At 44.7% G+C, this 15,075-nt stretch carries 11 protein-coding genes and 1 tRNA gene; 2 read left to right on the top strand and 10 right to left on the bottom strand.

Annotated features, from left to right (window positions below):
• Positions 1–383: 383 nt before the first annotated feature.
• The 6 genes from KUL49_RS02445 to dnaQ form a co-directional block, all read right to left on the bottom strand.
• A complete protein-coding gene (locus tag KUL49_RS02445; RefSeq protein ID WP_131136194.1) occupies positions 384–1,610 on the bottom strand; it encodes a lipoprotein-releasing ABC transporter permease subunit in 1,227 nt (408 codons plus the stop codon).
• Positions 1,597–2,307 (bottom strand): lipoprotein-releasing ABC transporter ATP-binding protein LolD, encoded by a 711-nt coding sequence (gene lolD / locus KUL49_RS02450; RefSeq protein WP_131136195.1) that lies wholly within the window; start codon positions 2,305–2,307, stop codon positions 1,597–1,599. Before lolD ends, KUL49_RS02445 begins: the two co-directional genes overlap by 14 nt.
• 101 nt (positions 2,308–2,408) lie before the next feature.
• Positions 2,409–3,962, bottom strand: coding sequence for an EAL domain-containing protein (locus tag KUL49_RS02455; RefSeq protein ID WP_131136196.1), 1,554 nt, complete (start codon positions 3,960–3,962; stop codon positions 2,409–2,411).
• A gap of 319 nt (positions 3,963–4,281) precedes the next feature.
• Positions 4,282–4,358 (bottom strand) — tRNA-Asp (locus KUL49_RS02460).
• A 215-nt stretch (positions 4,359–4,573) separates the two neighbouring features.
• Positions 4,574–6,064 carry a TIGR03503 family protein gene (locus KUL49_RS02465; RefSeq protein ID WP_131136197.1) on the bottom strand — a complete coding sequence of 497 codons (1,491 nt, stop codon included), beginning with the start codon at positions 6,062–6,064 and terminating at the stop codon, positions 4,574–4,576.
• 54 nt (positions 6,065–6,118) lie between these two features.
• Complete coding sequence (dnaQ, locus tag KUL49_RS02470) at positions 6,119–6,838, bottom strand: DNA polymerase III subunit epsilon (RefSeq protein WP_014976297.1); 720 nt, start codon at positions 6,836–6,838, stop codon at positions 6,119–6,121.
• A 111-nt stretch (positions 6,839–6,949) separates the two neighbouring features.
• Here dnaQ and rnhA point away from each other — a divergent pair, with 111 nt between their 5' ends.
• Positions 6,950–7,420 carry a ribonuclease HI gene (gene rnhA, locus KUL49_RS02475; RefSeq protein WP_131136198.1) on the top strand — a complete coding sequence of 157 codons (471 nt, stop codon included), beginning with the start codon at positions 6,950–6,952 and terminating at the stop codon, positions 7,418–7,420.
• Between the two features lie 22 nt (positions 7,421–7,442).
• On the opposite strand, the gene KUL49_RS02480 is transcribed toward rnhA, so the two are convergent.
• Positions 7,443–8,420 carry an NAD(P)H-quinone oxidoreductase gene (locus KUL49_RS02480; RefSeq protein WP_131136199.1) on the bottom strand — a complete coding sequence of 326 codons (978 nt, stop codon included), beginning with the start codon at positions 8,418–8,420 and terminating at the stop codon, positions 7,443–7,445.
• Positions 8,421–8,676: 256 nt separating this feature from the next.
• Between KUL49_RS02480 and KUL49_RS02485 the strand changes: the two genes are divergently transcribed.
• The gene (locus tag KUL49_RS02485) at positions 8,677–9,870 is read left to right on the top strand and encodes a class I SAM-dependent rRNA methyltransferase (RefSeq protein WP_014976294.1); all 1,194 of its coding nucleotides are present in this window, start codon (positions 8,677–8,679) and stop codon (positions 9,868–9,870) included.
• A 100-nt stretch (positions 9,871–9,970) separates the two neighbouring features.
• Here KUL49_RS02485 and KUL49_RS02490 read toward each other — a convergent pair whose 3' ends face one another.
• From KUL49_RS02490 to hrpA, 3 genes are all read right to left on the bottom strand, one after another.
• A complete protein-coding gene (locus tag KUL49_RS02490) occupies positions 9,971–10,228 on the bottom strand; it encodes a DUF2061 domain-containing protein (RefSeq protein ID WP_014976293.1) in 258 nt (85 codons plus the stop codon).
• 284 nt (positions 10,229–10,512) lie between these two features.
• Complete coding sequence (locus tag KUL49_RS02495; protein WP_014949177.1) at positions 10,513–10,815, bottom strand: PilZ domain-containing protein; 303 nt, start codon at positions 10,813–10,815, stop codon at positions 10,513–10,515.
• Between the two features lie 257 nt (positions 10,816–11,072).
• A complete protein-coding gene (gene hrpA / locus KUL49_RS02500; protein WP_131136200.1) occupies positions 11,073–15,068 on the bottom strand; it encodes an ATP-dependent RNA helicase HrpA in 3,996 nt (1,331 codons plus the stop codon).
• Between the last annotated feature and the right edge of the window lie 7 nt (positions 15,069–15,075).

The raw sequence follows: 15,075 nt of genomic DNA on the forward strand, positions 1-15,075 counted from the left end.
GTAGCTCGATTTACATATGAGTTTACAGAAGCAGTCGCATACTAAAAAAGGCCAGCATCAATTGCTGGCCTTTTTAGTTAGTTGCTTGCTCCGTTATACCAATCCGCATAGATAATTGCCTACTCAGAAGGCGCTGGCAAGCTTCCTAGCAAAGCGTGGGAATGCAGGAATGGCTGTTCCCTTTCAAATTCCCAGAATGAAGCTAGGAAGCTTGCCAGACCTTCCCGAAGGGCGAGTTTAAAATGTCCGTACTCTTTGTTGTGTCACCTTGATGTAGAACCACTATACCTGCGGTAACACGCCGCGATTACGAACATTTTAACTCTCGCTGAGTGGGTAATGATCTATGCGGATTGGTATTACTTACCCTATTGAGCTTAAAGTTAGTGAAGCGCTGATGAAGGTGATACTTTGGCTGCCTTTTGCGCCGGGTAAATAGTAGCGCCCACACTCAAGAACATAGCAACAACCACGGTTACAACAACGTCTTGCCAATGTAGATCAGATGGTAGGAAATCGATGAAATATATATCGCCTGATAGAATTTCTATGCCTATCGCCACCTCAATAAAGCGAACAATCTCAGAGAGGTTAGGTGCTACCAGTAGCGCTAAAACCACACCTACAGTAATGCCTATAACGCCATTGATAAAGCCCTGCAACACGAAGGTATTGCGAATTAAACGATCCGTCGCTCCCATGGTTTTTAATATTGCGATGGCAGCCTGTTTGTCTCTAACCGCCATAACCAGTGACGACACAATGTTAAAACAAGCAACGGCAATGACCAGCGTCAAGGCGATATACACCACAGCTCTAACTAGCTGAATATCGTTATATAAGTGGCCTTGGGTACGTGTCCAGTCAGACATGTAAACACCCTGAGGGTAGCTGTAACCTATATCTCGCATCGTGTCGTAAGATGAAAATGGGTCGATAAGTGTAAGCTGAATTCCTTGTGACTTAGATGAAATACCAATAGCTTCAGACGCTGTTTCCAAGTGCATTAAACCCAGCTGGTTATCGAGTTCACCGCCAACAGATAGCACTCCAGAAATAGAAAGCGTAATTGAACGTGGGGCTTTGAAGGTTAGATCCTGAGTTGTTTGGGGAATGAGTATTTGAACAATGTCACCAATATTAAGGTCCATGGAAGCGAAAATACCCTTTCCTACAATGAGACCATTTTTCTGCGTCGAAAAACGTTGCCAATCCTCACTTGTGACTCTTTCAGCATATTTGTAGCTAACACTGTTTACCGGAATACCAGTAACGCTAATTGCCTTCAACTCCCCCTTTGACTGCAACATTCCGGTTATCCCTGTGTATGGCGTGACAGAGGCAATACGGCTATCTTGAGACAAACGATAGAGCTGCGCGTCTAAATTTTCTATTCCGCTTTCGCTCTTGCTATATAATTCACCATGAGGAACCACACTCAAAATACGACTTGTAAGCTCTTTTTCAAACCCGTTCATTACGCTCAGCAACACAATTAGTACAAAGCAACCAAGGGCAATCCCAATGGTGGATGACATAGAAATAAAAGAGATGAAACGCTGTTCTGAACGTGTTTTTCTGAAGCGTTGGGCCAATTCAAAGGCGAGCATCTTGGCTCTCCTTGAATAACGTATCGCTCGCTAATCTGCCGTCCTTTATCTTCAGCACCCTGTCCATTTTCCCGGCCAAGGTAATATCATGGGTAACGACAACAAACGCTGTCCCTTTTTTATCACTTAAGCTAGTAAGCAGTTTATAAATTTGCTCACCCGTCGAGTCATCAAGATTTCCTGTAGGTTCGTCGGCCAGTACCACTGATGGCTCGGTAACTAAAGCTCGTGCTATTGCCACACGCTGTCGTTCACCACCTGACATGGTCGATGGTAAATGGTCGACGCGGTGAGAAAGCCCAACTTCATCTAACATTTCACGAGCCTTGCCGTGGGCCAATTTGGTCGAGAGCCCTCTAATTCTTAGCGGCATTGCTACATTTTCTAACGCTGTGAATTCACCAAGTAAATGATGAAATTGATAGATAAAGCCCATTTCGTCATTGCGAAGCTTTGCTAATGCATTCCCAGATAATTGACCGAGTGATTTTCCATTGAATTCGACTTCACCGCTAGAAGGTTTATCCAACCCTCCAAGAATATGTAAAAGGGTGCTTTTACCTGAGCCGGAGCTACCTAAAATAGCAACATGTTCGCCAGCTTTTATTGAAAGAGAGACATCGTGTAAAACGGGGGTAGCATTACTGCCATCTTGATAGGTTTTATTAATATTGCGGCAAATTAGCACGTCCTGCATGCGAGTATTCTTCTTTAATTTCCAGACGGTGAATGGTAGCGTTAAACACTACCAACACCAACTGAAAAATAACAGCGCTAAAACGTAAATATCAATCTGTGTTATTGCGTGCCTTGAACGCTTTTGGCCAGTGCATCAGCCGACTGTGGCTTGCCAAACAACCACCCTTGACCAAAGCCGATGGTTAATCCTTTCAGTTCATTGCATTGTTCAATGTTTTCAACTCCTTCTGCAATTAAATCAACATTAAGTCCTTCGGCAATGCTCACAATGTGAGGGATGAGTGATGAACGAATACTGTTATCTTCCATATCCATAACAAAGCTGCGGTCAATTTTAAGGTAATCACAGTTTAGCGTTTTAAGCTGGCTTAAATTTGAATAACCCACTCCAAAGTCGTCAATTGCAAATAAGAAGCCTTTACTCTTCAGTGACTTAATATGCTTCACCGCACTATGAGTGGCGATTTGCTCATCCTCGGTGATTTCTAAAACTAACTTGAAGTTCTTTACGTTCATATCTAGTACAAAGTCTAGGTCCAAACAACCTTCGCGGGTAAAATCGAAGGGGAATAGATTAAACGATACCTTAAAGCCTTCGGGGATCTCTGGGTTTTCGTTGAGTTCTCTCATGGCGGTGGTAATCATATCAACCGTAAATTCCCAGGTCATATCCTGCTCTTTTACCTGAGGAATAAATTCGTCAGGGTAAATCGGCCCAAATTCATCCTCAAATCGACTCAATACTTCGCACCCAATGACCTTTCCCGATTCCAAGTTTACAAAAGGTTGGTACAAGCAATAGAACTTATGTTCTTTTAGCCCTTTACTGACGCGAGACTCAAGTGAACGTCGTCGTCTTAAATAGTTAAAGGTAAGCATATGCGTCAACGCTGCTGTCATTAACATAGCAAACACAAACAACACCAGCTTGCCCATGTGCAAATCTAGTACGCGACCGTGATCAGATTTCACTTTTAGGCAGGTATGATTGTAGCGTTCATCACACTGGATAAATTGTAAGGAAAAGTAGCCAGTGCGTGCGTCCATGTCATCTTGGCTGAGGGTAGAACCGACAAGGCTAGGATTACCTGCCATATGATAAAACTGATCGCCATTGTAGAACAGCTGCCAATCTTGCGTGTAGCTGTAACCAATGACACTATCCATATCCAATACTGCGTTGTAACGTCCCCGCTGTACTATAGTACCGGTAGCTTGTTTATCGAAAAGCTGAAGAGGAGTATTTATCCAAAAAGCGTCGCCAAGCTGAGTATAAAAATCAGGCTTAACCTCTTTCATGGGCTCTTCTAGAATGCCCAAATAAGTACTGCACAATAGCTCGTTATTTTGATAAAAACCTATCTCTTTTACAAATCGAGAGCGAAACAAGGTTTTTCGCATTTCCGCTAAGTTATCCATTTCACAGGTTTGATACGGCAGCGCATTTAGGTAATCGAGCGTAATCTCAGCATCTCTAAATACTACGCGCACATTATCTAGTATTTCTGTAGCGCGACTCTCCTCTTGTTCTCGAATAAACACAAACATAACGATAGCAAGTAATAGGGTCACACCCACTACGCTTAGCAATGACACCCCAATTGCTTTTAAATTATCAGCAAGAAAGTACTGTTTTTGGTCGCTTTTATTCATAATTTCCGTGTTTTTTTAGCGTGAACGACCTAACTTTAGTACAAATTAAAAAAAAGACACTACGACTTTAGGGCATGTTACTGTTTGTTGGGTGTTTTTTTACTTTATAGAAGACTATTAATCGAAGAGGAATAATGTTTCTAGTGTCACATTGTGCAATTGGGAAATGGAGCAATTTCTTGAATGGCTAACTGACAAGAGGGTAAGAATAAATAAAGTGCGATTGCGAGAACAGCAATTTTAACGACAGAGTAAAAAGAGAACTTTTTGAATGTCCCCAGAAGGGGGAATTATCTAAGAAGGAAAAGCTTATCATTAATGGCGGAGCGGACGGGACTCGAACCCGCGACCCCCGGCGTGACAGGCCGGTATTCTAACCAACTGAACTACCGCTCCACATCTTCAATGTTATCAGTGAGTTGACTTGGCTGTTGTTGCCCTGTCCCCTGACTGCGGCGCAGATAATACGTATTCCCCTATGTGGAGTCAACGCTTTTTATTAATAAAATTGTCATCTGCGGTTTGTTTGCCTGTTAAATAGGCATTATGTCGAAATAAAATTCAAAGTGAACAAATTAGCGACGCCTTAAACTGAAGCGCTGATCTCCCTGCTATTCCTTTTCAGCTTTTTCACGCTTCTTGAATAGACCTAACAGTTTTTTAAACCCCTTAGGTTCAGATTCCATAGTAAGGTCAGCATCGGTGGTTTCTCCCGATGGCTTTGCAGTACTATTTGCTTGCTTAGGCGCAGACGCCTTTTTTCGCATAATAATAATTACAGCAGCAGCGATTACTCCGATGAGCACTATAGACCCATTTACGGCCACCAGAATGAGGGTTAGCGTCCCATCATCCATTTCATCTTCTACCGAATTTGGCTGCATATCGTCTTGTGGCACTTCAGGTTGCGTTATTAAGGGTGCACTGCCATCAACGATAGGATCTTTTCCATTGATTAAAGGGTCTTCAACCTCAGGCTCGGCTGGTCCCTCTGCCACAAAACTATATTCAGGGACATCTAATATAAAATCGCGCCCATCCATTGTCGTGCCGTAAGCAGTGAGTTTTACCCTAAAAATTCCTTCTTCGTAGGCGACAATTAAGTGCTCTCGAGGATCCACACCGCCTTCTGTTAGCGAAAAATTCTGCATATCGGAATTAGGAAACTTCACTTTGCCATCGACTAGCAGTGACTCGATGTCGACTAATTCACGGTCTACATCAATAACAATTTTATGATAGCCCTCTCCGCCTCCATCCATTTCAACATCAATAGACACGGGATTTTCATGTAAGACGATAAGTTCGCCTATTTGCTCGCGGGTGTACATTGGTGTGCTTACGCGAAAAATAGGCTTCCATTCACCAGCCGGTATTTTCAAGTTGAACTGGCCAGTAAAAACGCCATCTCCTGGTCGCTCATCCATCCCTCGTCCATCGTCTTTAAATGTCGCTATGCGCTGGTCATTTGTACCAAAGTTGCCATAGTTAGGATTATTGGTACTCTTAAACTCAATCTCTAAGTCGACGACATCTCTGAACTGTTTGTTTTCTATAGGCTTGCCGTTGTTGGTTAAATAGGCTGTGGATTTGAGTATTTCGCCGGCAAACAGCACATTCGGCAACGGCTCAGCATGAAGTTCAACATTAGACAAAACCATTACACGGCTTTGCGGTAATACTTGACCTACAGCTTGCCAAGGCCCAGGCACAGGATCTTTGATGGTGATCATGTCAAAGGTATCAGCGTCGTACCACTGCACCATTTCTTCGTCGACGCGCCCTTGAAATAGCTTTGAACCATCGGGTCTAACCAGCACCACAGGGGCAGAACCGTACTCCCTAAAGAAAACCATGGTGATTTCTTTAACGTTATAGTCAACGCGAAAGCGGTTTTGTAACAGTTGAATGGAGTTGGTGTATTCATCACCAAGCTCTGTAAGAGGAGATGTATCTATTGTTGCGTTGCTTGATTGAGCATTTTGTACAGCGCTATCAGCAAGCTGCCTTGCAGCGTCGCGTTCGTCTTCTTGCGACTGAGCGCCAGCGCTTAAGTGTATAAACAATGATAAAAAAATTACCCAATAAAACCACACTCTCACGCTACGCTGCTCCTGCATTGTTTGGCTATTTTAGTTCTGTTTGATTATGTTCTGCTAAGACACCTCTTCAGGCTGAGGACGCCATAAACATTTGCCACCCGCTTTTTCGACAATATCCAAGCGGGCCTCATGCTGTGTTATTTCATCGGCGGAGGCTTTAATAACCTTTAATTTATTTGCGCTTCGGTTAATTCTACGAATGGCAGTTGAGTCAGCGTCGCTGCCAGAGCTAGACGCCAGTTTAAGCTTGGTTTGCCCACCGGTCATCAACAGATAAACATCTGCCAGGATTTCCGCATCCAGCAAAGCGCCGTGAAGGGTACGATGACTATTGTCTATACCATAACGCTTACACAATGCATCAAGGTTGTTCTTTTGGCCTGGGTGCATTTGGCGAGCAAGAGTAAGTGTATCTAGAACATCGCAAATTTGGTTAGTAATAACGCCTTTGGTAGACGCTTCCATGCCAAACTCGTGATCCATAAACCCAACGTCGAAAGGCGCGTTGTGAATGACTAACTGTGCCCCTTTGATAAAGCTCACAAACTCCTGAGCCACTTGAGAAAAGGTAGGCTTGTCGGCAAGAAATTCATTGGTTATACCGTGGACTTCAATTGCCTCTTGTTCAATGTGACGGCCCGGATTGATGTAAACGTGAAAGTGATTCCCCGTCAATCGGCGGTTAACAACTTCAACACACCCTATTTCGATAATGCGGTGGCCTTCTTTGGGGTCAATACCTGTGGTTTCAGTATCGAGAACAATTTGGCGCATGGAACCTCTACTATAATTACACTTTCATTTTTTGATAGTATATCAACCCCTTCGCAATCCGCTAAGGGAAAAGACAATATAAATTAAGCCAGTTAAATCAAAGGAAACGCTGTGGCTCAAAAGACCATTCATATATACACCGACGGCTCGTGCTTAGGCAACCCTGGACCGGGCGGGTACGGAGCTGTACTGATTTACAAGCAGCATAGAAAAGAGTTGAGCCACGGCTTTGCCCACACAACTAATAACCGTATGGAACTATTAGCCCCTATCGAAGCGCTTAATAGTTTAAACGAACCGTGCAACGTTGAATTAACTACCGACAGCCAGTACGTAAAAAACGGTATTAATCAGTGGATCCATAACTGGCGCAAGAACGGTTGGCGCACGGCAGATAAAAAACCCGTCAAGAACGCAGATTTGTGGAAGCGACTAGATGAAGCGGTAAAAAAGCATCAGGTAAACTGGCATTGGGTAAAAGGCCATTCGGGGCACCCTGAAAATGAGCGCTGTGACGACCTGGCCCGCAAGGCGGCAGAAGCCAATCCAACGAAACCCGACGAAGGCTTCGTTGGCAATTAGATAAGCTTACTGCAAAGCGCGTTTACCAAGAAAGAACCAACTTGCCCTGCGTATCGTTGTTTTCCAAACGCACGTGGGGTTCGCCGATATCTTCAATGCTATAGTGAGTATCGATATTTACCCTAAGCTCTTTATTCTCAAAAGCGGGCAAGCATACGGTAGTAAAGTCACGAATTAGATCAGCTTTATAATCGTCGCTTCGATTTCTAAGTGTCGTGCCAATAATGGACGCCCTTTTACCTAACAGCATAGCCATATCGAGGTTATCAGCATATCTCCCTGCCAGCATCGCTAAGTAAACCACTTTTCTATCTTGCTTCAGTATTTTAAGGTTACGGTTGAGGTAGTCGCCACCTACCATATCAAGCACCATATCACCCCCTTCAGGCCAGACTTTTTTAAGCACATCATCAAACTGTTGCTGCTTATAATTGATAAGATGCTCTGCGCCATTGCTTTCACACAACGAAAGCTTATCTTGACTTGAAGCCGTTACCGCACTGTGTACGCCCCAATATCGACAAAGTTGCGTGGCAGCCAGCCCTACACCGCTTGCACCGCCATGAATTAACGCCCGTTCAGCCGGCTTTACATGCGCGATTGTGCGCAAACACTGAAATGCCGTAAGAAACACTTCGGCCAAACCCGCGGCTTCAAAAAACGGCATGCCTTTGGGAATGGGCATTAAATGGGCTGGATTAACGATCACTTCAGTGGCATAGCCGCCACCTGCAACCAAACCAAATACTTCGTCACCTTCTTTAAATGCAGTGACGTCACTGGCAACCTCTGACACCACGCCAGCTACCTCTAATCCAAGAATACCGCTCTCGCCTGGTGGAGGTGGGTAATTCCCCTGGCGTTGCAAGGTATCCGCACGATTCACCCCAAACGCTTTTACGTCAACTTTTACTTTCCCTGGTGCTAGCGACAGCCCTTCACATTCCTTTACAACAAGTTCGCTTGGGCCGCATCCTTTTTCAAAATCGACATATCGCATAATTTACATCCAATCCTAGTCTTAAATTTTAATCGTAATTTGGCTACGTACTTTTATATCAAACAGTTTGGGTTTGTTTTGTGTTTATACCAGTCCGGATAGAGCATTTTAACTCTCGCTGAGTGGGTAATTATCTATGCAGATTGGTATTATTAACACAGAACTTATGAAATTGCGTATAATCGCGACCATTCTCATAAGCGAGTAAAATCGCTTAACTCTGTTTCACATTTATTAAATTAGTACGAGAGCCTTCATGTCAGCACAGGTCATATTACAGCCATCCAGAGACAAATCACTTCGCCGCAAACACCCTTGGGTATTCGAAAGCGCTGTGGCTGAACTAAAGGGCCGCGCGCGAGTTGGCGATACGGTAGACGTATTTGACTCTGAAGGCGACTGGTTAGGGCGAGGCGCTTACTCTCCAAATTCAAAAATTCGCGTTCGTATGTGGACATTCAAGAAAGACGAAAGCATTGATAACGGATTTTTCCTACGCCGTTTAGAAACTGCACTAGCCCTTCGCAAACGCTTGTTTGACCCAAACAAAACCAACGCGTTTCGCTGGATAGCGTCTGAAAGTGATGGCCTTCCAGGGATCACTATAGACCTATACGACAATGTTGCAGTACTTCAGCTTTTGAGCGCGGGCGGCGAAAAACACAGAGATAAGATAGTGTGGGCAATTACTAAACTAATGCCTAATGTACACATTTACGAGCGAAGCGACGTGGACGTGCGCAAGAAAGAAGGCTTGGAGCCTGTAACTGGTGTACTGCATGGTGAACCACCTATGCAAGTTACAGTAAAAGAAAACGGCATCAACATAGTGGTTGATATCGAGAACGGCCATAAAACCGGTTTTTACCTTGATCAGCGAGACAGTCGCGCGGCGGCTGCACACTACGCGAAAGATGCCGACGTACTCAACTGTTTTAGCTACACAGGTACGTTTTCTTGCTACGCACTTGCTGGCGGTGCTAAATCTGTTACTAACGTTGATGTATCTCAGCCTGCTCTTGATTTGGCTAAGCACCATGTAGCCATCAATGGTTTAGACGAAAACAAAGCCGATTACGTAAACCAAGACGTGTTTAAGGCACTCAGGGAGTATCACGAGCAGGGCAAACAGTTTGATATGGTGATACTCGACCCGCCAAAGTTTGTCGACAGCAAGGCAACATTAAACCGTGCTGCCCGCGGCTATAAAGACATTAATATGTACGGCATACATGCTGTTAAATCTGGTGGGCTGCTGCTTACATTTAGCTGCTCTGGCCTTATGCCGGCAGATTTATTCCAGAAAGTTGTGGCAGACGCTGCACTTGATGCAGGTCGTACTATCAAAATTATCGCAAGGCTTAATCAAGCCTCAGATCATCCTATCATTGGCAGCTATCCAGAAGGCTATTACTTGAAAGGTCTAGTGTGTGAAGTCACCGACGACTAGCGATTAAAAAAGCGCCCTTGTTGATGTATAGGGCGCTTTACGAAATCTATTGAGCTAACATTACGTTGTGCGAAAAGCTTACGAAGGTAAATCCATTTCCTTAAGATGCAAAGGTTATCTCATTGTTAGAAAAGCGACTTGATAACTGTTGTGAACTGTCATCTGATTGTTCCTTAACAACACCCTCTTTTTCTTCAACTTTCTTCCACACCATCTCGTGAAAATAAAACGCCACGGTATTAATGGCTGGCTCAACCAACGCTACGGCACCGCCTACTACCACACTTCCTGTCAGTAAGTAGGCAACCGTAAAGGCCACTGAAAAGTGCATCACTGCAAAGGTCATCGTCTTTTTCATAGTCATCGCTCTCTCAAAGTATTAAATCAGTTTGCTTTCGCATTAATGAGAATTATTAGCAATTAAGACTGAGAGTTAAAATAGAAAAAACTGAACGGCCTATTCGGTTTAGTATATGAAAGCTGAAAGACTGTTTTCAAACCACAACGGGATGGTCAACATTGGAGTGTAAAGAAAGAAGCAACACCGCGGGTACGTCATTGCTGTAGACCCTGACGCCTTGTGTTTTTTAGTTAGACACGAAAAGGCGAAGCTTTTACCCCGCCCTAACACGTTAGATTAGACTATTTCATCTGAGAAATTTCGACGCCTATAATGCAGCTTGACTCGGATTCTGGTTCACAGCGCACAACAGTCGCTAATGCTGCCAAAGATGGGATTTGCGAACTAGATGACTCTATTGCAACACTCACTTGTGTACCCACCTCAATTGAGGGTTCATCGACTTCCAAAGACATACCTGTAGCACTGATATCTCTACACATTGCCTGCATGGTGCGGCTCGACTCATCATCAGTAATTTGCAACTGACAAGGCGAATTTACCATCATCCTGAAAAAATTTCGCTTATCGTCGTATCCCAACATGTCTACTTCTCCTGATTTTTAGCGTTACGCTGACGACTACATCTGATGTTATAGGGCGATGCCGGTAACTTGTCAATCGAACTGTATAATATTTATTCAACAATTATTAAAAGTGTACTTTGGTCTAATTTCGACTACCTTCCCACTTAAATCAGCGACTCAGCCGTTTCTGCCCGCTGTTTTGTTTGCGGTAACAAATATATGCCCTCATGCCCTAGCCTGGCTCATTGATGCTACCTTACACCTAACGCCCTTTTTTAAAAGTCAGCGAGGTGCAAAGTGATACGCTTAGCCGAAATGGGATAAGCCGTACCAAGCTGCTGCGCAAACAACGAAACCCGTAATTCTTCTATCATCCAGCGCACGTCATTAAGAGCTTGAGGTACTTTACCTTTGGGGTACTTGCTGCACGCCTTTTCCCATTCTTTAATCGACTTTTCTACCGTGACCTGATGCATTCTGTCTTTGTTGGGATCAATGGGGAGCTTCTCTAGCCGACGAGCTAAACCTTTAATGTAACGATTCCAATCATCTAACCTACTCTCGCCAATTTCAGAAACAAAACCAGGAAAAACTAACGATGCCAAGTGGGCTTTACAGTCACCTAAGGCGTTTATCATCGTCAGCGGCACGTTACCTTTCATTTGCTTCTGGCACTGGTGCGCGAGGGTAAGCCCCTGCTCCACTTGTTTGGCAATCTCTAACACTCTGTCATTAATGTTTGCACGAGCAATCTCTAAACAGGCTTCAAAATCGGCTTTGCTGCGAATGTCGGTGTTATTGGTTTTGCAGTAATCACTGACAATGGCGTCGATACCCGCAAAAATACAATCATCAATTAGCGCTTTCACTTGTCCAAATGGATTGAAATACAAACCCAGCTTGGCTTTATTAGGTAATTTGCTTTGCAAATAATTAAGGGGCGACGGCATCGCGTTTTTAATCAAGACATTCACGCCTTGCTTATGCAGCACTTGGGCTTTATCCGCTTCTTCAATTAGCGCAATATCTACCTTATCGCCCTTTTGTACCAGAGCCGGGAACGCCTGAACTTCGAACCCGCCAACTTTCTGCACAAAGGTTTCTGGCAAGCTTTCGAAATCCCACTGTTCGATGTTATTTCGCTCTAACTCGGGTGTTGCGGCTTTCTCAAAGGTTTGCTTCACCTGCCCTGCACACTGCTGTTTAAGCGCGTGCAGGTCGTCACCTTTGGCAATATCATCACCGTTGTCATTAACTACCGCGAAGTGCATTTTTAAATGCTTATCAAGCTGTTCTAAATTCCACTCTTCGCTTTCAATAATAACGCCTGTCATTTTGCGTAACTTATCGGTTACAGCTTCAAGCAAAGGCACCGGACGGTTGTTCTTATCTGTTTCACAGATATCAGCAAGGCATGCTTCAGCAAAGTTTGGCGCAGGCACAAAGTTACGACGCAAGCGTTTTGGCAAGGTTTTAATTAACCCCACAATAAGGTCGTGCCTTAGTCCCGGCACCAGCCAATCAAAACCTATGTTATCAACTTGATTAAGCACAGGCAGCGGGATGACAACAGTTACGCCATCGTCTTCAGCGTTAGGTTCGAAGTTATAGCGAAGCGGCAGCGTAATATTGCCTTGGCGCCATACATCAGGAAATGCGTTTGCTACCGACTGCCCAGGCTGCTGACGATATACGTCTTCTTCTTTAAACGTTAAACTGTCGTTGCTTCCGTGTTGCTTAAACCATTTCTTAAACGCCGCATCATTATTGGCTTCAACAGGAATGCGCTTCGCGTAAAAGCTTACCAGTTCTTCATCATCGACTATCAAATCGCGACGACGGGTCTTTTGTTCAAACTCGTCAGCCTGCTCAAGCAGCGCCTGATTTTCCTGTAAGAAACTGTAATTGAGCTTAGTATTGCCCTCGACTAACGCTTCGCGGATAAATAGCTCGTGGCAAATTGGCGGGTCGATAAGGCTATAAACCTTCGCACGCTTCATCACTATTGGTAGCCCGAACAAGGTTACTTTTTCAAAGGCAATCACCGCACCGCGCTTTTTAGACCAATGGGGCTCTGAATAGCTTCTTTGCACAACATGCTCGGCCAAAGGCTCTACCCATGCTGGATCAATTTTTGCCACCATACGAGCAAATAGCTTAGAGGTTTCTACAAGCTCAGCTGCCATTACCCATTTGGGCTGAGACTTTGATAGCCATGAACCAGGGAAAATAAGAAAGCGCGAATTACGCGAACCCATATACTCGCGCTCTTTATCTTTAAAGCCCATGTGAGACAGCAAGCCGCTGGCGATGGCTTGGTGAATAGCCTGATAGTCGGCTTCTTGCTTTGAAATGCCAAAGCCCAGCTCAGCGATAGACTTTTTAAGTTGGCTAACAATGTCCTGCCACTCACGCATACGTAAATAGTTGATGAAATTTTGCTTACACCATTTGCGCAATTGGTTTTGACTCAGTGCGTTTTGCTGCTCTTTAAACGCCACCCACAAGTTGTAAAGACTGATAAAGTCAGAATCTTTATCGTGGTATTCGCTGTGCTTCTCGTCTGCTTGCTGGCGTTTTTCCTGTGGGCGCTCCCGCGGGTCTTGTATAGAAAGCCCTGCCGCAATCACCATTACTTCGCTAAGCGCATTAGTACGCTCGGCTTCAATCACCATACGTGCATAGCGAGGGTCGATAGGCAAACGTGCTACTTGACGACCTAACGGAGTAAGCTGCATTTTGCCGCTTTGCTTGGTTTTCCGGTTATCTTTGCCTTTCGCAATAGCTTGAATTTCTTCAAGTAAACGGAAACCGTCGTTGATATTGCGGTTATCAGGCGGCTGAACAAATGGAAACGCAGCGATATCGCCTAACCCTAAAGCAAGCATTTGCAAAATAACCGACGCTAAGTTGGTTCGTAGGATCTCTGGGTCGGTAAATTCTGGGCGGCCTAAATAGTCATCTTCACTATAAAGACGAATACAAATACCGTCTGACACACGGCCGCATCGCCCTGCTCGCTGATTCGCTGACGCTTGAGAGATGGGCTCAATAGGTAAACGCTGTACTTTACTTCTAGCGCTGTAGCGTGAAATACGGGCAAAGCCCGGGTCAATGACGTATTTAATGCCGGGGACCGTGAGCGAGGTCTCTGCCACGTTGGTGGCAAGTACAATGCGCCTACCGCTGTGAGACTGAAATATGCGGTTTTGCTCTGCCGCCGACAACCTCGCATACAGCGGAACAATTTCAGTGTTGCGATAATGCTGTTTGCTCAAAGCATCTTGGGTGTCGCGTATCTCGCGTTCTCCGCTTAAGAACACTAAGATATCGCCCGGAGCTTCACGCATTAGCTCGTCGACAGCATTTACGATGGCGTCGCTTTGATCAATATCGTCATCATTGTCTTCTGGCGCGTGGTAGCGAATTTCTACCGGATAGGTACGTCCGCTCACTTCGATAATAGGCGCATTATTAAAATGCTTAGAGAATCGCTCTGGGTCGATGGTAGCTGATGTTATGATGAGTTTTAAATCAGGGCGCTTATCTAAAAGCTGACGCAAATAGCCTAACAAAAAGTCGATATTAAGGCTTCGCTCGTGGGCTTCATCGATGATGATAGTATCGTATTGATTTAAAAAGCGGTCTTGCTGCATTTCAGCTAGCAGCATACCGTCGGTCATAAGCTTAACGTAGCTTCGCTCGCTTACCTGATCGCTAAAGCGAATTTTAAAACCCACCTTTTCGCCAAGCGGCGTGTTGAGCTCTTCGGCTATACGGGTGGCTACACTTCGCGCCGCTAATCGTCTTGGCTGGGTGTGGGCTATCATGCCATTTACACCGCGACCTAACTCTAAGCATATCTTAGGTAGCTGCGTAGTTTTACCCGACCCAGTCTCACCCGCAACGATAACCACTTGGTTATTCGCAATCGCTTCTTTAATGTCTTCTTTTTTATCGCTAACCGGCAGCGGTGGGTATTCAACTTTGGGTAGGTTGTTCTTACGCCAATTACGCTTTTCTACCGATGCATCGATGTCGCCTTCAAGTTTTTCAAACTGCGCTTTCAAGCTTTCTTCGCTAACCGCGCTGTTACGTTTTGAAACTTTGGGATTAGCAGCTTTTTTCTCCGCGCCTTTTCCTTCAACACCCGATTTATCATTCACTTTTTGTGCAAGCTGCGTAATGCGGCGCTTCAAGCGAAATTTATCTGCGCTCAAACAATCATCTAGTTTGTTGTAAAGAGGTTTTATTGCAAGTGTTGAAGACAAAGTGACA

This window comes from Alteromonas sp. KUL17, assembly GCF_006538305.1.
Lineage (GTDB): Bacteria > Pseudomonadota > Gammaproteobacteria > Enterobacterales > Alteromonadaceae > Alteromonas > Alteromonas macleodii.